The following is a 22,396-nucleotide window of genomic DNA, read 5'->3' as shown; positions in this document are numbered from 1 at the left end:
GCTCCGATTAGCGTGGAGCCCATGCCCGACCTGCCGTTCGCCCTCGACACGGCGCAGAAGGCCGTCGTGGGTCTCGAACCGGCGGCATCCGGTGTCGTGATCGGTGCGCCGGGATCGGGCAAGACGGCGACGCTCGTCTCCCGCGTCGTCGCACTCATCGACGACGGGATGCGTCCCGACGAGGTCGTCGTGCTCACCCCGACACGGACGGCCGCGACCGCGTTGCGCGACCGTCTCGCGGTCGGCGTGCGCGTCGCCACGAGCGGTCCGCTCGCGCGATCCGTCCCCGCCTTCGCCTACCAGGTGGTCCGGTCGCACGCCGTCCACGCGGGCGACGAGCCGCCGCAGCTGCTCACCGGGCCCGACGAGGACCGGATCATCGGCGATCTGCTGGCGGGCGACGCCGAGGACGAGGCCGACGGCCCGTCGCGCTGGCCGGAATGGCTGCCCGCCGACATCCGCAGCACTCCGGGGCTCCGGGCCGAGATCCGTGCCTTCCTCGCCGAGATGACGACGCTCGGCATCGAGCCCGAGGAACTCGCCGCGCGCGCGGCGGCGACGGACCGTCCGGTCTGGGCGTCGCTCGCCTCGTTCGCGCGGGAGTACCGCTCAGTCCGCGCGCGCATGCGCGGCGCCCACCGCGACGCGGCGGGGCTCGTGCGCGAGGCGGTGGGTCTCCTCCGCAACGCCCCCGCCGGCTCGCCGGCGCTCGGCGCGGTGGCGGGACTGCGGGCGATCCTCGTGGACGACGCGCAGGAGCTGACCCTCGGCGGCGTGGAACTGCTCGAGGCGTGCCGACGGCGGGGGATCGCCGTGCTCGCCTTCGGAGACCCCGACGTGGGCTCGGGATCCTTCCGCGGCGCGCGCCCGGAGAACTTCGCCCGTCTCGCGACGCGGACGCACGTCCTGGACCGCATCCACCGCGGCACGCCCGCCCAGCGGGACCTCGTCGCCCAGGTCACCTCGCGCATCGGCGCCGCGGGACTGGTCGCCCACCGGCATCCGCCCGTCGGGGTCGAACCCGAGGAGAGCCTGCGCGCCTTCGCACTCCGCTCCGGAGCGGAGGAGGTCGACCTCATCGCACGCCTGCTGCGCGAAAGGCATGTCCACGACGGCGTCCCCTGGGAGCAGCTGGCGGTCATCGCGCACGACTCCCGACAGGTGACGGCGCTCGAGGCGGAGCTGTCGGCGCGCGACGTCCCGACCGCGGCGGTGGGGCCTGCGCGCGCCCTCGCCGAGACGCCCATCGTCCGGGATCTCCTCCGGGCGGTCGACCTCGCGGCCGTCTCCGCGGAGTCACGCAGCGACGACGAGGTGCTCGACGTGCTCGTCGGCGGCGGTCTCGACCCCGTCGAACTCCGCCGGCTCCGGGCGGCGCTGCGGCACGCGGAGCTGCGCCGCGGCGGCGAGCGGTCCGCGCGCGAGCTGCTCGCGTCGGGGGTGCGTCATCCCGTGGAATTCGACGTGGTGGACACCCCGGAGGCCCGGCGCGCCGCACGACTGTCGCGCACGCTGGCCGAGGTCGCCGAGCAGATCCGGGCCGGCGCGACGGCGCACGAGCTGCTGTGGACCGTGTGGGAGCAGCGCGGGCTGGAGCGGCAGCTGCGCACGCTGGCCGACGGCCAGGGACCGCTGGCCGACCAGGCCCGTCGCGACCTCGACGCCGTCGTGGCGCTCTTCGAAGCGGCCAAGCGGCACGGCGAGCGGGAGGACGGGACCGCGCCGATCGACCACCTGCGCGCGCTGCTGCACTCCGAGGTCGCGGAGGATCGCCTCCGCACCGGCACCGTCGCCAGCGGCGTGCAGATCTCGACGCCTGCCGCGGCGCTCGGCCTCGAGTTCGACACCGTCGTCGTCGCCGGCGTGCAGGACGGCGTCTGGCCGAACCTGCGGCTGCGAGGGAGCCTCCTCGAGACGGCGCGGTTGGCCGAGGAGGACACCGACCTCGACACCGCCGACCGACGTCGCGCGGTGCTGCACGACGAGCTGCGGCTCTTCGCCCGCGCCGTATCGCGCGCCCGCTCCCGGTTGATCGTCACCGCCGTCGACGACGACGACACCGGTCCGAGCGTCCTGTTCGACCTCCTCCCGCCCGCCTCTCCGGCGCCGCGCTCGGCGGAGCACCCCCTCACGCTGCGGGGACTCGTCGCCGCGCACCGCCGCCGGCTCACCGACCCGCGGTCGTCGGAGTCCGACCGGGAGGATGCCGCGGGCCAGCTCGCGCTCCTCGCCGCGGCGGGTGTGCCGGGCGCGCATCCGGCGCAGTGGTACGGCCTCGCGGAACCCACGAGCACCGCGCCGCTGCGGGATCTCGACGTCGCGCCGCTGCGCGTGTCGCCCTCCCGCATCCATGCCCTCGAGCAGTGCCAGCTCGACTGGGCGATCGGCGACCTCGGCGGGGATCCCGGCACGGCCGTCGCCGGGCTCGGGACGCTGCTGCACGGCGCGCTCGAGCACGTCGCGACGGCGGACGAGGAGGCGCTGTGGTCGTACGTCGAGGACGGCTGGTCTCAGCTGGAGTTCGAGGCGCCCTGGATCGATGAGGCGGAGCGCCGTCGCGCACGGGACCTCGTGACCCGGCTCGCCGCGTACCTGCGCGACACCGAGCGGGCGGGCACGAAGCTCGTCGGCGCCGAACCGCACTTCGAGGTCGAGCTCCCGGTGCCGGATGCCGCGCACCCGGCGATCCTCTCGGGGTACATCGACCGCGTCGAACGCACCCGGGACGGACGCGTCGTGATCGTCGACCTGAAGACGGGGCGCAGCGAGGCGACGGGTGAGCGCGCCGCCCTCGAGAACCCGCAGCTCGCGGCCTACCAGCTGGCCTTCGAGCGCGGTGCGATCCCCGCGGCGGCGGGAGCGGAGCCCGGGGGTGCGAAACTCCTCGTCCTGAAGGGCACCCGTCACGGCCCGTACGCCGAGCCGAGGCAGGAGCCTTTCGACGACGAGACGCGGGCCGCGTTCCTGGGACGCGTCGACGAGGCGGTGCGGATCATGCGCGGCACATCGTTCGTCGCCCCGTTCGAGGAGCACTGCCGTGACGACCACACCCGCGGACTCTGCCGCATCCACACGATCGGACCGGTGAGCTCCGCGTGACCTCCGCACTCCTGAGTCCCGAGGCCGTTGCGGCGGCCCTCGGGCAGTTTCCGCCGACGGCGGAGCAGTCGGCCGTCATCTCCGCGCCGCTGGCGCCGGCGCTCGTGGTCGCGGGTGCCGGCAGCGGCAAGACCGAGACGATGGCCGGTCGTGTCGTCTGGCTCGTCGCGAACGGTCTCGTGCGCCGGGACGAGGTGCTGGGGCTCACCTTCACGCGCAAGGCCGCCGGCGAACTCGCGGAACGGATCGGTTCGCGGCTGCGTCGCCTCGGGGAGTTCGAGCGGCGCGGCCTGCTCCCGCACCTCGGTCGGCTCCACGCCGAGGGGCGGCTCGCGGTGTTCGGCGAGCTCGAGCGGTCCGGTGCTCCCGAGTCCGCTCGGCGTGCGGCGCTCGACGCCCTCGCACCCGAGTCGCCCGGCGGTGACGGCGCGGACGCCCTGCTCGAGCGGCCGGCGGTGTCGACGTACAACAGCTTCGCCGACGCCATCGTCCGCGAGAACGCCGTCCGCATCGGTCGTGATGCCGAGGCGGTCGTGATGAGCGAGTCGGCGGCGTGGCTGCTCATGCGGCAGGTCGTGCTCTCCTCCGACGACCCCCGTCTGCCCGATCGCGCCGAGCGTCCGTCGACCATCATCGACGCGGCGCTGCGGATCGCCCGCGACAGCGTCGACAACCTCGTCGAGCTGGACGACCTCGACGCGTTCTCGACGGCCTTCCAGGGCGTCCTCGAGCGTCCCAGCCAGCGCGCCGGGACCTCCGTCTACGCCGAGGTGCGGACGGCGGCCGAGAAGGTGTCGGGCCTGTCCGTGCTCGTCGCCCTCGCGCGGACGTACGAGGCCGAGAAGCGCCGCCGCGGGCTCATCGACTTCTCCGATCAGGTCGCCGGGGCGCTTCAGGTGGTCCGGTCGCATCCGGCGGTGGCCGCGGAGCTGCGCGAGCGGTACCGGGTCGTCCTGCTGGACGAGTATCAGGACACGTCGGTCGTGCAGACCGACCTGCTCGCGACCCTCTTCCGGCGCACCGCCGTCATGGCCGTCGGCGACCCGCACCAGTCGATCTACGGCTGGCGCGGGGCGAGCGCGGGGAACCTGGGCGACTTCGCCCGTTCGTTCGATCCGGATGCCGCCGGCCGCAGCTACGCGCTCCTCACCAGTTGGCGCAACGGCGTCGACGTCCTGCGCGCCGCGGGTGCGGTGCTCGCTCCGCTGGACGCCCCCGTCGAGGTGGGCTCCCTCCGGCCGCGTCCGGGGGCGCCGGCGGGGCGGGTCGACATCGTGGTGGAGGACGACCTCGACGCCGAGGCGGATGCCGTCGCGGCGTGGTTCGCGGACGTCCGGGACGAGCGTCACCGCGCGGGACGGGCGACGACGGGCGCGATCCTGCTGCGCAGCAAGAAGCACATGCTGCGCTTCGCGGACGCGCTCGGGCGTCGCGGCATCCCTCACCGCATCCTGGGGCTCGGCGGACTGCTCTCGACCCCGGAGGTCGTCGACGTCGTCTCCGCGCTGCGGGTCATCAGCGATCCGCGGTCCGGCTCCGCGCTCATCCGGCTGCTCGCCGGCCCGCGGTGGTCCGTGGGGCTCGCGGACCTCCGCGAACTCGCGCAGGTCGCGGCGCGGCTGGTGCGGCATGACACCGCCCTGCAGCCGCTGCCGACCGAGCTGGCCGAGATCATCCGCGCCTCCGCCGGCGACGAGGGTGGATCGCTCGTCGCCGCGCTCGATTTCGTCGCGCGGCAGAAGCCCGACCACGGGTGGCTGGCCGGGTTCACGCCCGCCGCCCGTGAGCGGCTGCGCGACGCCGGAGCCGTCTTCGCAGGTCTGCGCCGGGCCGCGGGGCTTCCCATCCCCGAGCTCGTGCGACTCATCGAGAACGAGCTGCACCTGGACATCGAGCTCGCGGCGAACGAGTCGCGCGGACCCGCGCGTACGGCCTCCGATCAGCTCCGCGCGTTCGTCGACGAGCTGCACGGGTTCTTGCAGACCGACGAGCGCGGCTCGCTGCCCAGCCTGCTCGCCTGGCTCGACCGGGCCGAGCGCATCGACGAGTTCGCGCCCCGGACCGAACCGCCCGAGGACGATGTCGTTCAGCTCCTGACGATCCACGGATCCAAGGGCTTGGAATGGGATGCCGTCGCCGTCGTCCGTGCCGTCGAGGACGAGCTGCCCGCTGCACTCCGGGATGCGCAGGGATGGCTCGGCTTCGGCGTCCTGCCGTACTCCTTCCGCGGCGACCGCGAGTGGCTGCCCGCGTTCCTGTGGTCGGCGCACGACGCGCCGACGCAGCAAGATCTCAAGCGGGAGCACGCGGCGTTCAAGGACGGCATCCGCGAGCGACACCTCGCCGAGGAACGGCGGCTCGCGTACGTCGCGGTGACCCGGGCGCGCGAGCACCTGCTCATCTCGGCGTCCCCCTGGGCGGGGACGAAGAAGCCGCGCGTCGTGAGCCGGTTCGTCCGTGAGATCGCGGACGAACTCGAGGCGCCCCTGCCCGAGTCGGAGACGACGGAGAACCCGTACGAGGGGGCGCGAGCGACCCTCGAGTGGCCGATCGACCCGCTCGGGGCGCGGTCGGCGCGGGTGCGGGATGCGGCGGCGCGGGTGCGGCAGGCGATGGCGGCCGCCCCGGCGACACCCGCGCGCGACCTCGAGCTCCTGCTGGCCGAGCGGGCCGCCCGGGCCGCGGGGCGGGCGCCGCACGCACCGACGCGCATCCCGGCATCCCGATTCAAGGACTTCGTGGCGGACTACGGCGCGGCCGCGATCGCGGCGGCCCGGCCGCTGCCCGAGCGTCCCTACCGTCAGACGCGGCTGGGCACGCTCTTCCACGCGTGGGTCGAGCAGCGTTCCGGACTGGTGGGCCGCGCGCGGTCGGCTGACGACGTCCTCTGGGACGACGACGAGGACGCGACCTCGGCGTCGCCCGCGGACGCCGAGACGCTCGACCGGCTGCGCGAGGCGTTCCTCGCCTCGGAGTGGGGGGGCCTGCAGCCGATCGAGGTCGAGACCGAGATCGACTTCGTCGAACCGGATCCGCTCGGCGACGGCCGGCCGCACGTCGTCATCTGCAAGCTCGACGCCGTCTACCGCCGGGGCGACCGGATCGAGATCGTGGACTGGAAGACCGGGCGCCCGCCCCGCACCGCGGCGGAGCGCACGGAGCGGATGCTGCAGCTCGAGCTCTACCGGCGGGCGTACCACGCGAAGCACGGCGTGCCGATGGAGCGGATCGACGTCGCGCTGTTCTACGTCGCCGACGGCCTCGTCCTGCGCGGCTGAACCGGTGGGCGGTCCGGGGAGGGGTCAGGCCGTGCCCGTCCACCGGCGCAGCGCGTTCTTCGCGGCGTCGTCGGGATCGCTCTCCTCGGCGGGGGGTGCCTCGTCGGTTCCCGGCCAGTCGCTGAACTCGATCGGCTCGGTCTCCTGGTCGACGGCGTCAGACGCGGCAGGCGCGGCCTCGGCGTCCTCGTCGAGGAGCCCGTCGATGAGGCCGGGGTCGTAGGCGTCGGTGTGCATCGAGGTGTCGACGGCCTCGGCCGCGCCGGCGGGGACGCGCCCGAGCGCGGCGATGGCGTCGTCGACGCTGATCGTCCCGCTGCCGATCGGCGGTTCGTCGCGGACGCTCTCGTCCAGCGACTCGAGCAGCGCAACGGCATCCGCGGTCACCGTCTCGGAGGCGGAATCGTGTCCGTGGACGAGCCACTTCGCGAACTCGAGCTCGGCGTGCAGGCGGGCCCGCTCGGCGAGCATCGTGTCGGGGGAGCGGCCGGCGGCGGCGCTGTAGGCGACGACGACGTCGGATGCCGCGTCGGGAGCGCTCGCGATCCAGCGCAGGTCCTCGGCCGGGTCTCCGATGCTCAGGCCGCCCCACGTCAGCAGCCCCGAGACCGTCGGCACCCCGTCGACGTCGGTCAGGGTGAAGGCGGACGGGTCGACGCCACCCAGGGTGACGGTGGGCTCGACGTTCCAGAGCGCGTCGAGGGCGACGGCGCGGCTCCAGCGGCGGAGCAGGCCGAACGGCAGACGGCCCGTCGCCTCGGCGCGGTCGAGCAGGCGCTCGGTCTCGGTGCGGACCTGCGCCGCGGTGCGGGCGGGGAGCCCCGCGCCCTGCACGATCGAGGTCGGCAGGTCGTGGATGCCGGCGATCGCCGCCGCGAGGGCGGTCGCCACCCCGCGACCCGGCGGGACGTGCGCGGCATCGACCCGGTAGCCCGGCAGGTAGGTCTGTACGCGGGCCGTGCGGGTGCCGAGGCGCGCCTGTCCGACGTGCTCGGGAGCCCGGAAGGGCATCATGGCGCGGACCCCCGCCGTGAGGGCGGCCAGCGCCGTCGTCTCTCGGACGGCCTCGGCTTCGGCCTCGTCGCTCTCGGGGACACGCACCACGAGGCGAGAGCCGTCGTCGAGGTGGACGACGGCGCTGTCGAAACGCCCGCCCGCTCCCTCGGTGAGGGCGGCGGCGCCCGTGATGGCCGTGCGCACACCCGTCGCCTGCGAGAGAGCCGCCGTGGCAGCCGCGGCTAGAGTGAGAGGAGAGCGTGCCATGCCCCCCAGGGTAGGCGGGGCACGCCCCCGCGCACCGGCGCCACGCCCGCAAGAGAGGTCCTCGATGACGACGAAGGACGTCCCGCCGCCCCTGGCGCGCGCGGTCATCGACCGTGCGGCGCAGGAGCGACTCGACGACGGTCTGCTCGACCGCATCCGTACCGATGCCGACACCCGCGTTTTGCTGCTGCACGGGGACCGCGCCCCCGTCGGGAGCCCGGCGACGCTGCAGTGGGTCGCCCCCGACGCCGTCCCGGACGGAGCGGTATGGGCCTTCCTCGGCCGCGACGACGCGCACCGCCCCGTCGCCGTCGCAGCGCTCCCGGCATCCGCGGACGAGCCCGTGATCCCGGGCGTCGAGTGGGCGGGGCTCCGCGCGGTGGGCGGCGACCTCGACGCCGACGAGGCCGGACGCTTCGTGCAGGGACTCAGCATCGGGCGGTGGCTGATCGACGCGCCGTTCTGCCCCGCGTGCGGCGGAGAAACGCGCGTCGAGCAGGCCGGCTGGTCCCGACGCTGCCTGCAGTGCGGCCGGCAGCACTTCCCGCGGACGGATCCCGCCGTGATCGTGGCCGTCGCGAGCGCCGACGGCGAGCGTCTGCTGCTCGGCCGGAACGCGGCCTGGGGCGACATCCCCACCTATTCGACGTTCGCCGGGTTCGTCGAGGCCGGCGAATCGCTGGAGACGACCGTCGAGCGTGAGGTCGCGGAGGAGGCCGGCGTCCGGCTCGACCGGATCCTGTACCGCGGGTCGCAGGCGTGGCCCTACCCGCGCTCGCTCATGCTCGGCTTCACCGCCCACGCCGTCGCAGATGCGGAGGCGCGCGCCGACGGCGAGGAGATCCTCGACGTCCGCTGGTTCACCCGCGACGAGATCCGCGACGCCCTCGCCGGCCGAGGGGAGATCCGCCTGCCCGGCCGTGCGTCCATCGCGCGCAGCCTCATCCTGCGGTGGGTGGGGGAGTGAGCGTCGACCCCCTCGCGGACCTGGACGAGCGGCAACGCGAAGCGGCGTCGACGCTGCGCGGGCACGTCTGCGTGCTCGCCGGCGCGGGGACCGGCAAGACGCGGGTCATCACGCACCGGATCGCCCACGGCGTCGACACCGGCGCGTACTCGCCGCAGCGCGTCATGGCCGTGACCTTCACGACGAAGGCCGCCGGTGAACTCCGTGGCCGGCTGCGCGCCCTCGGGGTCGAGGGCGTGGCCGCGCGCACCTTCCACGCCGCCGCGCTCGCGCAGCTCAACTTCTTCTGGCCGCAGGTGGCGCGCGACACCGCTCCCGCGATCGTCGACAGCAAGGTGCGTCTGCTCTCGCACGCCGCGGACGGGATCGGTCTGCGGCTGGATGCCTCCACCCTCCGCGACGTCGCGTCGCAGATCGAATGGCGCAAGGTCACGATGCGCTCGATCGAGCAGTACGCGGTCGATCGCCCCGGCGGCATCCCGGGTCTGGCCCTGGACCCCCTCATCGCCCTCCAGCGCGCCTACGAGAAGCTGAAGGACGAGCGGCGTCAGCTCGACTTCGAGGACGTGCTGCTCGCGTGCGCGGGCATGATCGAGTCGGAGCCGCGGGTCGCCGCCGCCGTCCACGAGCAGTACCGGCATTTCACGGTCGACGAGTTCCAGGACGTGTCCCCGGTGCAGAACCGGCTGCTGGAGCTGTGGCTCGGCGATCGCCGCGACCTCTGCGTCGTCGGCGACGCGAGTCAGACGATCTACTCCTTCGCCGGCGCCGATCCCCGCTACCTCCTGGACTTCGCCGCGCGGGACGACGACGTGACGGTCGTGCGCCTGGAGCGCAACTACCGATCGGATGCCGCGGTCCTCGCGGTCGCCAACGAGCTGATGCGCGGGCGCCCCGGGGCACTGCAGCTCTCGACACCCGCACCCGCCGGGCCCGCTCCCGAGGTCACCGCATACGACGACGACGCCGCGGAGGCGGAGGGCATCGCAGCCCGGATCGCCGCGCAGCTCGCCTCCGGAGTCGACCCGCACGACGTGGCCGTCCTGTACCGGCTGAACGCGCAGTCGGCGCCGCTGTTGGCCGCGCTCTCGGCCCGCGGCATCCCCGCCACCGTCCTGGGCGGCAAGCGGTTCTGGGACCTGCCCGAGGTGCGCCAGGCCCTGCTCGCCCTGCGCGGCGCCTCCGTGGCGCCGCTGTCGGGATCGTTCCTCGCGACCGTCCGCGACGTCCTCCGGTCGCTGGGGCTGACCGACGAGGCGCCGCCGGCGGGCGGGGCGTTGCGCGACGCCTGGGAGGCGCGCGCCGCCGTGCTCCGTCTCGCCGAGGAGGCGCCCGAGGGCACAACGCTCCGCGCGTTCACCGACGAGCTGACGGCGCGCGCCAAGGCGCAGCACGAGCCGACGATGCGGACGGTGACCCTCGCGACCCTGCACGCCGCGAAGGGCCTCGAGTGGCCGCACGTGCACCTCATGGGCCTCAGCGAGGGTCTGCTCCCGATCTCGTACGCGACGAGTTTCGAGCAGATCGACGAGGAGCGTCGCCTGACCTACGTGGGTGTCACGCGGGCCGCGCGTACGCTGTCGCTCTCGTGGGCGCGACGGTCGGGGAACCGGGAGCGTCAGCGCTCCAGATTCCTTCAGGAGATCGGCAGAGGCACGCTGCGTGAGGGCGGTGCGCGCGGGTCTCGCGCTGTCCGTCCGCCGCGGTGAGGACGACCGACCGTCCCGCGTCGCCGGTGCGCAGCAACCGGGCGGCCAGCGCCGCCGCCTCGACGAGCAGGAGCGGCTCGGTCGCGACGGACGGGCGCGCGAGCAGCTGAGCCGCGACGAGCGGCCAGCCCGCGTCGCGGTCGCGCCGGTCCGCGTGGAGGCACGCGATGCAGGCCGTCCGGCCCGGCACGACGAGCGGGCCGACGACGACACGGTCGCCGGCGAGTTCGATCGGCAGGTGCGGGGTGTCCTCCGCCGTGAGGCGCGCCGCGCGGTGCGGATCGATCAGCTGGGCGGCGACGACCACGACCGGACCCGGCCCGGGCGGCAGCGACCACCGCTCGCACGCGTCGATCTCCAGGCCCGCGGCCGCGAGGCCCGCCACGAGGGTCGTCTCGTCGTCGTGGCCGAGGTCGGCGGGCAGCTCGATGCGGATCGGCGGGACCGGCGCGGCGTCGGCGACCAGGGCGTCCTGGATGCGGCTGAGGAAGGCGTTCGCCTCATCCGGACCCGCGCCCAGTTCCCGCGCGAGCGGCACGAGGCGACCGTCCGGGATGCCGTCGACCAGCGCGTCGAGCAGACGTTCCTGCCAGGGCTGCAGGCCCGTGAGCGGGCGCTCGTCGTCGATGCCGAGTTGCACGCTGGTGGGGGTGCGCCACAGCGGCGGGTGGGAGGGGGCGAGACGCAGCATGCCGCGATTCTGGCCGGGATGCCGTCGCCGTCGGGTGTGCCCTCCACAGACCCGTCGTGCCGAGGGCGCGGGCGGGGGCTGTGGAGGAGGCGCGGGTCAGACGGGGCGCGGCCCGGTGGGACCGTCGTCCCCGCCCGCGGCGTCGCCCGTGGTCGGGTCGTCCTGTCCGCCGGCCTCTTCGTCGAGCAGCGCCTCGAGCGCGTCGTCGAACGCGTCGCGCTCGGGCTCCTCGCCCCGCTGACGCGCCTGCAGTCGCGCGATGAGTCCCGCCGGTTCGTCGATGTCCTCGGCCGTGGGCATCAGGTCGGGGTAGTCCCAGAGACCGTCGCGAGCAGCGGAGCCGACGGCATCCGTCACGGCGCGCCACATGGCCGCGGCCTCCCGGAGTCGTCGCGGACGGAGCTCGAGGCCGACGAGCGACGCCATCGCCTGCTCGGCAGGACCTCCGACAGCCCGGCGACGGCGGACCGCCTCGGCGATGCGGTCGGCGGAGGGCACGCGGGTGGTCGCGTCCGCCGTGACGACGTCGACCCAGCCTTCGATGGTCGCGAGCAGGTTCTCGAGCCGGGTCAGGGCCGCGACCTGCGCCTCGGAGCGCTGCGGCAGCAGGGCGCCGCTCTCGATCGCGGCCTTCAGCTCGTCGGGGGAGGACGGGTCGAACCGCGACGCGAGGTCCTCGAGCGCGTCGGTGTCGACGTGGACGCCGCGCGCGAAGTCGGTCACCTGCGAGATGACGTGCAGGCGCAGCCACTTGGCGTGACGGAACAGGCGTGCGTGGGCGAGTTCGCGGGTGGCGAGGACGAGGGCGAGCTGGTCCTCCTCGATCTCGAGGTCGCGTCCGAAGTCGGCGAAGTTCTGCGGCAGGATCGCGGCCTCGCCGGTGGGCATGAGCGGGATGCCGACATCGCCGCCGCTGACCACCTCGAGCGAGAGCTTGCCGATCACGGCGCCCAGCTGGCCGGCGAACAGCGCCCCGCCGACGCGGCGCATCAGGCGGCCGGCGCCCTCGATGGCCGGACGCATCTCCTCCGGGGTCTGCGACTCGAGCGCCGCCATGAGGGCGTCGCTGATCGAGGTCGCCACCGGCTCGGCGAGTTCCTGCCACACGGGGAGCGTCGCCTCGACCCACTGCCCGCGGGTGATCGGGCGGGGCGTCTGAGCCAGCTCGCCGATCGTCGTCGCCTCGCTGAGCCAGAGCGAGGCCAGCGCGAAGGCCTGGTCGAACTCGGTGCGCGCCCCCGCCGTGATCCCGAGTCCGTCGCGGTTGGCGATGTGGAGTGCCTGCGTCTTCGCCGCCGACCAGTCCACGCCGTCGTCGCCGTCGCCTCCCGCCATCGCCGCCTGCAACTGGCGCATGATGCTCTGCATCATCGCCGGGTCGATCCCCATCCCCGACAGCTGCCGCAGCTGGTCGGGGTCGATCCCGCCCTGACCGCCCAGCATCCGGCGGAGCATCTCGGCGAGGTCGTCGTCGCCGGGCAGATCGTCGCCGGTCCGGTCCGCGTCATCGGTCATGTCAGGCGCCTTTCAGCAGGGGGGAGACGTCTCGTTCTACGCTAATGGCAGGTTTTCTCCGCCCGGTCCGAGCGGGAGACATCCCGTGTACGCCGGCCGCGAACGAGCGCCGGAGGAAGGACCCGCGTGTCGCTTTTCGAGGACGCCACCGCCACCCCGTCGCGCTCCACCGACCCGCGGCGCTCCAGCGGGTCACGTCGCTTCTCCGTGGGCGTCTGGGCGCTCGTGATCGCGTTGGTGGCGCTCCTGGTGCTGAGCTTCCTCCCGACCGGGTTCGTCATCCAGCGCCAGGGACCCGTCGTCAACACCCTCGGTTCGGCCGAGAACACCGACGGTGAGGAGGTCCCGCTCATCTCCGTCCGCGGCGCGGAGACCTATCCGACGGCCGGTGCCCTCGACCTCACCACCGTGCAGATCGCCGGCAACCGCGAACGCACCCCGTCGTGGTTCGAGCTGGCGATGGCGTGGTTCGACCCGTCCCAGGCGGTCCTGCCGATCGACCAGGTGTTCCCCGCCGGGACGACCACCGAGCAGCGCAACGAGGAGAACGCCGCCCTGATGGTCGACTCGCAGAAGGAGGCGACGGCGGCGGCGCTCACGCAGCTCGGCTACGAGGTCCGCTCGCACGTCGGCGTCGGCGCCCTCACGGAGGGCTCGCCCTCGAGCGGGATCCTCGAGGTCGGCGACGAGATCGTGAGCGCCGACGGGACCCCGATCGGCGACACGGCGCAGCTCCGGTCCGTCATCAACGACGGCGGGGGCGACCCGGTCGAGCTCGTCATCCGTCGCAGTGACGCCGAGCGCACGGTCTCGGTCACCCCGGTGCGCAGCGAGACGGCGGACGGCCCGGTCTGGATCATCGGGATCACGACGGCCCGCGACTTCGACTTCCCGATCGACGTGACGATCCAGCTCGACCGCATCGGCGGTCCGAGCGCCGGTCAGATGTTCGCCCTCGGGATCATCGACACCCTGACCCCCGGCGAGCTCAACGGCGGCGAGCAGGTCGCCGGCACCGGCACGATCGACTCGGCCGGCACGATCGGTCCGATCGGCGGCATCCGTCAGAAGCTCTACGGAGCGCTGGATGCCGGTGCGGACTACTTCCTCGCCCCGCAGCGCAACTGCGACGAGGTCGTCGAGCACATCCCGGGTGACCTGCGCGTCATCCCGGTCGCGACCCTGGACGACTCGCTCGCCGCCCTCGACGCCATCCGCACGGGGGAGGGCGTCGACGACCTGCCCGTGTGCACGGTCGGCTGAGCGCGGCATCCCGCCCCTGCGATTCCGCCCAGAGCGCACCGCGCCCCGGCCGCGCGCCCGATGACCCCCGCCTAGGATGAAAGGGTGACCTCGACACCTGCCGGGCCTGCCACGTCCACCCCTCCGAATCCCGTTCGTCGCACGATCGCCATCACCGTCGGCGTGCTCGTCGTCCTGGTGATCGCGTTCTTCGCGTTCGCGGGCCTGTACACCGACTGGCAGTGGTACCGGCAACTCGGTTTCGACGGCGTCCTGGTGACGCAGTGGACCGCCCGTGTGGTCATGTTCCTCGTCGGCTTCGCCGCGATGGCGCTGCCGGTGTTCGCGGCCATCCAGCTCGCCTACCGTCTCCGTCCGGTCTACGCGCGACTCAGCTCGCAGCTCGACCACTACCAGGAGGTCGTCGAACCGCTGCGACGCCTGGCGATGTGGGGCATCCCGGTCTTCTTCGGCTTCTTCGCCGGGTTCGCGGCCTCCGCGCAGTGGGAGACGGTCTGGCTCTGGGCGAACGGCGTCTCCACCGGCCAGAAGGACCCGCAGTTCGGTCTGGACACCGGGTTCTACCTGTTCCAGATGCCGTTCTACAGCGTCGTCCTCGGGTTCGCCTCGGCCGTCCTGCTCATCTGCCTGCTCGTCACCGTCGTCGTCTCCTACCTCTACGGATCGGTGCGCGTCGGCCAGCGCGAGCTGCGCATCTCGAAGGCCGCCCGCATCCAGCTGGCCATCGTCGCGGCGCTCTACCTCGCCGTGCAGGCCGTGAGCCTGTGGCTCGACCAGTACAAGACCCTCACGACGCAGGGCGAGCGCTTCACCGGCGCGAGCTACGTCGACGTCAACGCGGTCATCCCGGGACTTGCGATCCTCTCCGTCGCCGCCGCCATCGTCGCGGCGCTGTTCATCGTCACCGCGATCATCGGCCGCTGGCGCTTCCCGCTCATCGGCACCGCGCTCCTGATCGTCTCCTCGCTCGTGGTGGGCGTCGCCTACCCGTGGGCGGTGAGCCAGTTCCAGGTGGCGCCGAACCTCGAGACCTACGAGGCGCCCTACGTGGAGCGGAACCTCGAGGCGACGAAGTTCGCCTACGGCATCGATGGGCTCGAGAAGACTCCGTACGAGGCGGTCACGACCGCCGAACAGGGGCAGCTCCGTGCGGACGCCGACACCACGGCGTCGATCCGTATCATGGACCCCGCCATCATCGGTCCGACGGTGCGCCAGCTCGAGCAGTACCGCTCGTACTACCAGTTCCAGAATCCGCTCGACGTCGACCGCTATGAGATCGACGGCAAGACGCAGGATGCCGTCGTCTCGGTGCGCGAGCTCAATCTCGACCAGCTCGGCAACGCGCAGTCCTGGTACAACAACACCCTCGTCTACACGCACGGCTACGGTGTCGTCGCGGCCAAGGGCAACGAGCGCACGGACGACGGCAACCCCGTCTTCCTCGAGCGCGGCATCCCGACCGCGGGCGACCTCACGCAGAACGAGGAGTACGAACCGCGCATCTACTTCGGCGAGTCGTCGCCGCCGTACTCGATCGTCGGAGCCCCCGAGGGCAGCGACCCCGTCGAGCTGGACTACCCCCGCGGTGAGGACGGCGCCGACCAGACCCGTACGACGTTCGCGGGCGACGGCGGCCCGAACATCGGCAACCCCTTCAACCGGTTGCTGTACGCGCTGAAGTTCCAGTCGACCGACATCCTCTTCTCGGACGGCATCAACGAGGAGTCGCAGATCCTCTACGACCGCAACCCGCGCGACCGCGTCCAGAAGGTCGCTCCCTACCTCGAGCTCGACAGTGACCCGTATCCGAGCGTCGTCGACGGCCGTGTGGTCTGGATCATCGACGGGTACACGCTCAGCAACAACTACCCGTACTCCTCGATCGTGAGCCTGCGCGACGCGATCTCGGACACGACCAACACCCAGCCGCGCGTCGCCCTCGACGACGTCAACTACATCCGCAACTCGGTCAAGGCGACCGTCGATGCGTACGACGGCTCGGTGACGCTCTACGCGTGGGACGACCAGGACCCGCTGCTGCAGGCGTGGCAGAAGATCTACCCGTCGACGCTGAAGCCCGTGAGCGAGATGTCGGGCGATCTCATGAGCCACGTGCGGTACCCGACGGACCTGTTCAAGGTGCAGCGCGCCATGCTCGGGACCTACCACGTCGACGACGCGCAGTCCTTCATCCGCCGCGACAACGCCTGGCGCACCCCGCAGGACCCGGTGACGCCGGCGAACCTGCAGCCGCCGTATTACCTGACGATGCAGATGCCGGGGCAGGACCAGCCCTCCTTCTCCATGTTCACCTCCTTCATCCCGGCATCCGTCGGCGACGACGAGCGCAACGTGCTGCTCGGCTACCTCGCGGTCGACTCGAACGCGGGATCCGAGGCCGGCAAGAAGGGCGAGGACTACGGCACGCTCCGCATGCTCGAGATCGGGGCGGACGTGTCCGTTCCCGGTCCCGGACAGGTGCAGAACGAGTTCCGCTCGAACGCGAGCGTCGCCCGCGAGGTCAACCTGCTGCAGCAGGGCCAGTCGGACGTCCTGAACGGCAACCTGCTGACTCTGCCCGTCGGCGGCGGTCTGCTGTACGTGCAGCCGGTCTTCGTGCAGGCCTCCAGCGGAACGCAGTTGCCGCAGCTGCGGAAGATCCTGGTCTCCTTCGGCAAGCAGGTCGCCTTCGAGGACACCCTCCAGCAGGCACTCGACAAGCTCTTCGGCGGCGACTCCGGCGCGACCGCGGGCGACGACGGGACGACCCCGACTCCGTCGGCGACACCCGGCGCGACCCCGTCGCCGGAGCCGACGGACGGCACCTCCACGCCGCCGGCCGGTGTCGGCGACGAGACCGCCCGCCTGCTGCAGGAGGCGCGCGAGGTCATGCTCGCCCGCGACGACGCGATGCAGAAGGGCGACTGGGCCGCCTACGGCGAGCAGGACGAGCGGCTCACCAACATCATCGACCGGCTCATCCAGCTCGACGGGGAGTGACCCCGACCGATCGGGTGGTGGCGGCTCAGCGCACGAGCAGCCACCACCAGATCAGCAGCAGCGTGACGAGGAACCCGGCGATCTGGTTCAGCCACAGGAAGCGGTCCCAGCCGCGGGTGGCGGCTGCGGCATCCGCGTCACGGATCGACTGGTACGGCCAGACCGTGACGAGATAGGGGATGGCGACGATCGCGGCCAGCGGTCCCGGCCATTCCGTGGCGAGCATGAGCGCGCCGGCGGCCGCGTAGGCGACGAGCGAGAACCGCACGGTCCACGCGGCGCCGCGCGCCGTGGCGATCGAGGAGATCGCCGCCTCGCGGTCGGCGACGACGTCCTGCACGGCGCCGAACGCGTGCGACGCCACGCCCCAGAGGGCGAACGCGACGATCACGAGGACGAGCTGCGGCGTCCACATCGCGCCGGTGAGGACGAGCGCGTACACCGCGGGCGAGAAGAAGTGGATGCTGCTGGTGATCGAGTCGGCGAACGGCCGCTCCTTCAGCCGGAGCGGCGGCGCGCTGTAGAAGACGACCGCGAGCAGGCTCAGGCCGAGGACGAGCCAGGATGCCGGGGTCCCCGCGATCACGAGGGCGATGACGAACGGGGCGCAGAGCAGCACGGACGCCCAGAGGACGGCGGGGTGCAGCCGCTTGTCGAGGATGGCTCCGTGCGCGCCGCCCTTGCGGGGGTTGCGGAGGTCGGACTCGTAGTCGAACACGTCGTTGATGCCGTACATCGCAACGTTGTACGGGATCAGGAAGAAGATCGTCCCGATCACCAGCGCGAGGTCGATCTCGCGTGCGCTGAGCAGGTACGCCGCGGCGAACGGGTACGCCGTGTTGATCCAGCTCACCGGTCGTGAGGAGACGAACAGCTGACGGACGAACAGCGCCGGGCTCATGCGGCATCCCGCTGCGAACGAAGGCGGGGCGCGGGAAGGAGTGCACCGATCGCGGGCAGCAGGAACGCCGCGCAGATCGGATAGGCGAAGTCTTCGATCGGTGCGAGGCCGATGCGGATGCCGCTGATGTGCTGCTCGGGATAGGTGAACAGGTCGGCCGCGATCATCAGGTTGTCGAACACCGCGGTGAAGGCGATGAGGACGAGCGCGGTCCAGAGGGAGGCCTTCAGGCGCGCCGCAGCACCCGGGCGCCGCGCGGAGACGAGGGTCACGACGACGGTGACGAGCGCGAACGGGACGACGAGGAGCGGATACGTCACGCCGCCTCCCGCCCGGCACGTCGCCGCGCGGCGACACGCAGGGCGATCGCGTGCACGACGAGCGTCAGGTGGCACAGGAAGGCGAGGAAGACCGGTTCCTCGAGCGGGAGGTGCGGGGCGAGGTCCACGCCGAGCAGCAGCGGGCTGTCGCCGCGGACGAAGACGCCGCTCGCGATGCCGGCGATGTCCCAGACGAGCAGGAAGACCGTGCCGCATCCGATGAGCAGCAGCGTCCTCCCGGGTGCGGCGCCGAGGGCGAGGCGATGCCGGAGGTCGACGGCGAGCACCCCGAGCGCCGAGACGATCAGGGCGAGGAGGTACAGTCCCGCCACCGTGCTCAGCCCTTCGCGTGCGCCGGGGTGGGCAGCTGCCCCGTGGAGGTGTCGCCGTCGAGCAGTTTGACGACGAGCTCCGCCGAGATGAGGCACATGGGCAGGCCGACGCCGGGGAGCACGGTCTGGCCGGCGTAGAGCAGTCCGTCGACCTTCGAGCGCAGGCCCGGTCGGAACATCGCCGACTGTCGGAGCGTGTGCGCGAGTCCGAGCGCCCCGCCCCGGAACGAGCCGAAGTCCGCGGCGAAGTCGCCGGGCGTGATCGTGCGACGCACCCGGACGCGGGCGGCGAGGTCGGGGACGCCCGTCCAGTCGGCGATCTGCGCGATGACGGCGTCGGCGGCCGCCTCGATTCGGGGGTCGCCGGCGCCGTCCACGCCGCCGCGGCCGAGCTCGGGAGCGGCGGGCATGGGGACGAGGACGAAGAGGTTCTCGTGCCCGGCCGGCGCGACGTCGTCGTCCGTCGCGCTGGGGCGGCAGACGTAGAGCGACGCGGGGTCCGGGATGCCGTCTGCGGCTCCCTCGCCGAAGATCGCGTCGAAGTTCGCCTTCCAGTCCTTCGTGAACAGGAGGGTGTGGTGCTCGAGCTGGGGGAGTTCCCCCTCGACGCCGAGGAGGATGAGCAGCGCGCCGAACGACGGTGTGCGCTTGTCCCACCATGCGTCGCTGCGCGAGCGCAGCTCCGGCTCGAGGAGGACCGTCTCGGTGTGGTGCATGTCCGCCGTCGAGATGACGTGGTCGGCCGCGACGACGGTGCCGTCGGCCAGGCGGATGCCGGTGGCCCGGCCCCCCTCGGTGAGGATCCGTTCGACCGGGGTGCCGGTGCGGATCTCGGCGCCTCGGCCTTCGGCCAGGCGCGCGATCGCCCGGATCACCTGCACGAGGCCCCCGCGCGGATAGAGCACGCCGTCGTCGAGATCGAGGTGGCTCATGAGGTGGTACAGGCTCGGCGCGTCGTAGGGCGATCCGCCGAGGAAGACGGCCGGGTAACCCAGCACCTGCTGCAGCACGGGGTCGGAGAACTTCTTCTCGACGTGGGTCGAGAGGGGGCGCAGGAGCAGCGGCAGAAGGGTGCCGAGCTTGCGGAGGACGTCGGGGTGGGCGAGGCCCTTGAGGGACACGTACGGGTCGTACAGGAACCGTGAGACGGCGAGGTCGTAGATCTCGCCCGCCGAGTCCAGGTACGTCGCCAGTTCGGCGCCGGCGCCGGGTTCGCGCGCCTCGAAGGCCGCGACGGCGGCATCCCGCCCCGACACGACGTCGAAGGGCTCCCGCTCGCCCTCGTGGTAGACGCGGTAGGCCGGTTCGAGGCGCACCAGATCCAGCTGTTCCCGGGCGCTCGTGCCCAGGAGGGCGAAGAAGTGGTCGAACACCTCGGGCATGAGGTACCAGCTCGGGCCGGTGTCGAACCGGAAACCGTCCTTCTCCCAGCTCCCGGCACGCCCGCCGACGTCGTCCAACGCCTCGAAGACGGTCACCCGGTCACCGCGGTCGGCGAGCAGCGCCGCGGTCGCCAGGCCTGTGATGCCGCCACCGATGATCGCGATACGCCGGCTCATTCGGGGGTTCTCCGGTTCTGTCGTGTCGTGCGAGGCGTGAGGGGTCGATGGTGCGCGACGGCCGCGCGGGCGGCGATCGCCGCCTTGACCGGCGTGGGCACGCGGACCCGGACGCTGAGGTCCTCGGTGCGGCGCAGCCGTTCGGTGAGTTCGGCGAAGAGGCCGTGCGCGGTGGCGACGGCGACCCGGCAGTCGGCGGGGAGGAGCGGGATGGTCGCGGCCGCGGCATCCAGGTCCCCGTCGATGCGGGCGAGCACCTCGCGGCGGCGCGTCGCGCCGTCGCCGACACCGAGGTAGTCCCGTCCCAGCCGCCCGGCGTCGTCGGCGTGGTCGCGGAGGAAGTTGATGTCCTGGAACGCCGCGCCGAGCCGACGCGCCCCCGCGACCAGGACGGCATCGGGGTCGTGGGGAACTCCCGCGCCGGCGTTCACGAACACCTGCAGACACATGAGCCCGACGACCTCCGCCGAGCCGTAGACGTAGTCGTCGTGGGACGCCTCGTCGTGCTCGGCGCGCTCGAGGTCGGTGCGCATCGACGCGAAGAAGGGTTCGATGTGGTGCCGCGCGATGCCGCACTCCCGCGCCGTCCGCGCGAACGCGTGGACGATGAGGTTCGCACTGAAGCCGCGCTCGATCGCGGCGTAGGTCTCGGTCTCGAGTGCGTCGAGCACGTCGCGCTGCTCGCCGAGCGGGACTCCCGCGGCGGAGGCGGCGCCGTCGACGATCTCGTCGGCGACGCGGACGAGGGCGTAGACGTTCCGCACATGCGGCCGGACGCGCGGCCCGAGCAGGCTCGTCGCGAGGCCGAACGACGTGGAGTAGGCGCGGATGACGGATGCCGCGGCGGCGACCGCCGTCTCGTCGTAGAGCGTGTCGGTCATCGGGGGATGCGGTCCTCCACGGCGGCAGCGAGTGCGGCGAGGAGGACGACGGCGTCGCGGGGGAGCGCGGCGTCGGCGGCGAGGGTCCGCGCGGAGCGCAGCGTCTGCGCGATCATCTCGACGGTGCGCTCCCGGGCGCCGCTCGCCGTCAGCTCGCGCTGGGCGTGTTCGATCGCGATCGGGCCGGTGGGGGCCATCGCCAGGGCCGAGGCGATCTGGGGCCAGGCCTCGGTCTCGGCCGCCATCGCGATGAGAGGGGTTCGTTTCGAGGCGCGCAGGTCCGCCCCGGGTTCGCGCCCGGCCTCGGCACGGGTGCCGAAGGTGCCGATCAGGTCGTCGGCCAGCTGGAACGCCACGCCGATGGCGGACCCGGCCGCCTCGAGCGCCGCGCGCTGGTCGTCGTTCGCGCCGGCGAGCAGGGCGCCGGCGGCCAGCGGTGCTTGGAACGAGTAGAAGGCCGTCTTGTCGCGCGCGGTGCGCAGGAGCGTATCCGTCGGCGGCAGGTCCGCGCCGATGGACTGTTCGACGTCGGCGAGCTCCCCGGCCGCCGAGACGAGGACCGCGTCGTCGAGCAGGACGAACAGGGCCGCACGCTGGGGCGACGTGACGGGTGCCGTCGCGATCAGCCGGGTCGCTTCGAACAGGAGCAGGTCTCCCGCGAGCACCGCCGCCGCCGACCCGAGCAGTCGCGATTCGTCCTCGTCCCCGCCCCGCACGCGCGCGCGTTCGCGGAAGCGGCCGACGACGTTCGGGATGCCGCGCCGCTCGACGTCGCCGTCGATCAGGTCGTCGTGGACGACGAAGGCGGCGTGGAGCAGTTCGAAGGCGGCCGCGACGCGCCACAGGCCGGGGGAGCGGCCGGCATCACCGCCGAACGCCTCGAAGGCGGCGACGACGAGCGCGGGCCGGAGGCGCTTGCCCCCGGTCGCAGAGGCCGCGGTGGCGTCCCCGAGAGCCGCCGATGCCTCGCCGAGCGCCGCCGAGCGCACCCGGAGCCGCTCGAGCGCCACCTCGAGCGCATCGTCGATCTCCCGCCAGGCGGCGGGGAGCAGGCCGATCACGAGGCCCTCCGTTGCTCGTGTGGGGCGAACAGCTCGAGCTGCTGCGCCTGCAGTACGAGCCATGGACTGAAGGCCCACGGCGTCGTCGTGAGCGAGGCATCCAGGTCGGCGGGGTCGACCCAGCGGGCCTCGGCGACCTCGTCGGGGTTCAGCCGCGGCTCGTCGTCCGTGTAGGCGACGTAGACGGGGCAGATCTCGTGCTCGACGATGCCCGAGGCGTCCGTGGCCCGGTACCGGAAGAGCGGGAGGGCGAGTGAGACGTCGCGGAGGGTGAGGCCGACCTCGAACGCCGCCCGACGGTGGACGGCGTCGAGCACGGGCTCGGCGGGGGCGGGGTGTCCGCAGAAGGAGTTCGTCCAGACGCCCGGCCAGGCGGCCTTGCCGAGCGCGCGTCGAGTGACGAGCAGCTGCCCGCGATCGTTGTAGACGTGGCACGAGAAGGCGAGGTGGAGTGCGGTGTCGGTCCCGTGCACGCTAGCCTTCGGAGCCGTGCCGACGTCGCGTCCGTCGTCGTCCAGCAGAACGACGTATTCGATGTCCGACACGATTCCTCC

At 72.9% G+C, this 22,396-nt stretch carries 15 protein-coding genes; 6 read left to right on the top strand and 9 right to left on the bottom strand.

The annotated features are described in order from the left end of the window. Window positions 1–21 precede the first annotated feature (21 nt). Together AB0P29_RS01825 and AB0P29_RS01820 are read left to right on the top strand one after the other, a co-directional pair. The gene (locus AB0P29_RS01825) at window positions 22–3,099 is read left to right on the top strand and encodes an ATP-dependent DNA helicase (protein ID WP_363378038.1); all 3,078 of its coding nucleotides are present in this window, start codon (window positions 22–24) and stop codon (window positions 3,097–3,099) included. Next, complete coding sequence (locus AB0P29_RS01820; protein WP_363378036.1) at window positions 3,096–6,377, top strand: ATP-dependent DNA helicase; 3,282 nt, start codon at window positions 3,096–3,098, stop codon at window positions 6,375–6,377. Before AB0P29_RS01825 ends, AB0P29_RS01820 begins: the two co-directional genes overlap by 4 nt. A 24-nt stretch (window positions 6,378–6,401) precedes the next feature. Here the strand turns inward: AB0P29_RS01820 and AB0P29_RS01815 are convergent, their stop codons facing one another. Beyond that, the gene (locus AB0P29_RS01815; RefSeq protein ID WP_363378034.1) at window positions 6,402–7,640 is read right to left on the bottom strand and encodes a phosphotransferase; all 1,239 of its coding nucleotides are present in this window, start codon (window positions 7,638–7,640) and stop codon (window positions 6,402–6,404) included. A gap of 64 nt (window positions 7,641–7,704) precedes the next feature. Between AB0P29_RS01815 and nudC the strand changes: the two genes are divergently transcribed. Both nudC and AB0P29_RS01805 read left to right on the top strand, forming a co-directional pair. Continuing rightward, window positions 7,705–8,607, top strand: a complete 903-nt coding sequence (nudC, locus tag AB0P29_RS01810; RefSeq protein WP_363378032.1) for an NAD(+) diphosphatase — start codon at window positions 7,705–7,707, stop codon at window positions 8,605–8,607. Continuing rightward, window positions 8,604–10,316 (top strand): ATP-dependent helicase, encoded by a 1,713-nt coding sequence (locus AB0P29_RS01805; protein WP_363378030.1) that lies wholly within the window; start codon window positions 8,604–8,606, stop codon window positions 10,314–10,316. Before nudC ends, AB0P29_RS01805 begins: the two co-directional genes overlap by 4 nt. Before the next feature lie 787 nt (window positions 10,317–11,103). Here AB0P29_RS01805 and AB0P29_RS01800 read toward each other — a convergent pair. Beyond that, entirely contained in the window at window positions 11,104–12,522 is a 1,419-nt protein-coding gene (locus AB0P29_RS01800) for a zinc-dependent metalloprotease (protein WP_363378028.1), read from the bottom strand. A gap of 126 nt (window positions 12,523–12,648) precedes the next feature. Between AB0P29_RS01800 and AB0P29_RS01795 the strand changes: the two genes are divergently transcribed. Together AB0P29_RS01795 and AB0P29_RS01790 are read left to right on the top strand one after the other, a co-directional pair. After that, window positions 12,649–13,785, top strand: coding sequence for a S16 family serine protease (locus tag AB0P29_RS01795; protein ID WP_253034174.1), 1,137 nt, complete (start codon window positions 12,649–12,651; stop codon window positions 13,783–13,785). An 84-nt stretch (window positions 13,786–13,869) separates the two neighbouring features. Then, window positions 13,870–16,788 (top strand): UPF0182 family protein, encoded by a 2,919-nt coding sequence (locus AB0P29_RS01790; RefSeq protein WP_363378026.1) that lies wholly within the window; start codon window positions 13,870–13,872, stop codon window positions 16,786–16,788. Between the two features lie 25 nt (window positions 16,789–16,813). On the opposite strand, the gene AB0P29_RS01785 is transcribed toward AB0P29_RS01790, so the two are convergent. The 7 genes from AB0P29_RS01785 to idi are packed head-to-tail and all read right to left on the bottom strand — an operon-like array spanning window position 16,814 to window position 22,387. Further along, entirely contained in the window at window positions 16,814–17,689 is an 876-nt protein-coding gene (locus AB0P29_RS01785) for a prenyltransferase (protein WP_363378024.1), read from the bottom strand. Next, on the bottom strand, window positions 17,686–18,009 hold the full coding sequence (locus AB0P29_RS01780) for a lycopene cyclase domain-containing protein (RefSeq protein WP_253034177.1): 324 nt from the start codon (window positions 18,007–18,009) through the stop codon (window positions 17,686–17,688). The genes AB0P29_RS01785 and AB0P29_RS01780 overlap by 4 nt, the downstream gene beginning before the upstream one ends. Next, the gene (locus AB0P29_RS01775; RefSeq protein ID WP_363378021.1) at window positions 18,006–18,341 is read right to left on the bottom strand and encodes a lycopene cyclase domain-containing protein; all 336 of its coding nucleotides are present in this window, start codon (window positions 18,339–18,341) and stop codon (window positions 18,006–18,008) included. The genes AB0P29_RS01780 and AB0P29_RS01775 overlap by 4 nt, the downstream gene beginning before the upstream one ends. A 5-nt stretch (window positions 18,342–18,346) precedes the next feature. Continuing rightward, window positions 18,347–19,900, bottom strand: a complete 1,554-nt coding sequence (crtI, locus tag AB0P29_RS01770) for a phytoene desaturase family protein (protein ID WP_363378019.1) — start codon at window positions 19,898–19,900, stop codon at window positions 18,347–18,349. Beyond that, window positions 19,897–20,781, bottom strand: coding sequence for a phytoene/squalene synthase family protein (locus AB0P29_RS01765; protein ID WP_363378017.1), 885 nt, complete (start codon window positions 20,779–20,781; stop codon window positions 19,897–19,899). Before AB0P29_RS01765 ends, crtI begins: the two co-directional genes overlap by 4 nt. Continuing rightward, window positions 20,778–21,842, bottom strand: a complete 1,065-nt coding sequence (locus AB0P29_RS01760) for a polyprenyl synthetase family protein (RefSeq protein ID WP_363378014.1) — start codon at window positions 21,840–21,842, stop codon at window positions 20,778–20,780. Before AB0P29_RS01760 ends, AB0P29_RS01765 begins: the two co-directional genes overlap by 4 nt. Further along, on the bottom strand, window positions 21,839–22,387 hold the full coding sequence (idi, locus tag AB0P29_RS01755; protein ID WP_363378012.1) for an isopentenyl-diphosphate Delta-isomerase: 549 nt from the start codon (window positions 22,385–22,387) through the stop codon (window positions 21,839–21,841). The genes AB0P29_RS01760 and idi overlap by 4 nt, the downstream gene beginning before the upstream one ends. Between the last annotated feature and the right edge of the window lie 9 nt (window positions 22,388–22,396).

Source organism: Microbacterium sp. NPDC080220 (genome assembly GCF_040686395.1).
In the GTDB taxonomy this organism is placed as follows: domain Bacteria; phylum Actinomycetota; class Actinomycetes; order Actinomycetales; family Microbacteriaceae; genus Microbacterium; species Microbacterium gawkjiense.
This window is presented reverse-complemented; position numbering and strand designations above follow the sequence as displayed.

Excerpts from the sequence above, each read along its gene's own strand:
- AB0P29_RS01825 (WP_363378038.1), top strand. The coding sequence starts at position 22 with ATGCCCGACCTGCCGTTCGCCCTCGACACGGCGCAGAAGGCCGTCGTG.
- AB0P29_RS01815 (WP_363378034.1), bottom strand. The coding sequence starts at position 7,640 with ATGGCACGCTCTCCTCTCACTCTAGCCGCGGCTGCCACGGCGGCTCTC.
- nudC (WP_363378032.1), top strand. The coding sequence starts at position 7,705 with ATGACGACGAAGGACGTCCCGCCGCCCCTGGCGCGCGCGGTCATCGAC.
- AB0P29_RS01800 (WP_363378028.1), bottom strand. The coding sequence starts at position 12,522 with ATGACCGATGACGCGGACCGGACCGGCGACGATCTGCCCGGCGACGAC.
- AB0P29_RS01785 (WP_363378024.1), bottom strand. The coding sequence starts at position 17,689 with ATGAGCCCGGCGCTGTTCGTCCGTCAGCTGTTCGTCTCCTCACGACCG.
- crtI (WP_363378019.1), bottom strand. The coding sequence starts at position 19,900 with ATGAGCCGGCGTATCGCGATCATCGGTGGCGGCATCACAGGCCTGGCG.
- AB0P29_RS01765 (WP_363378017.1), bottom strand. The coding sequence starts at position 20,781 with ATGACCGACACGCTCTACGACGAGACGGCGGTCGCCGCCGCGGCATCC.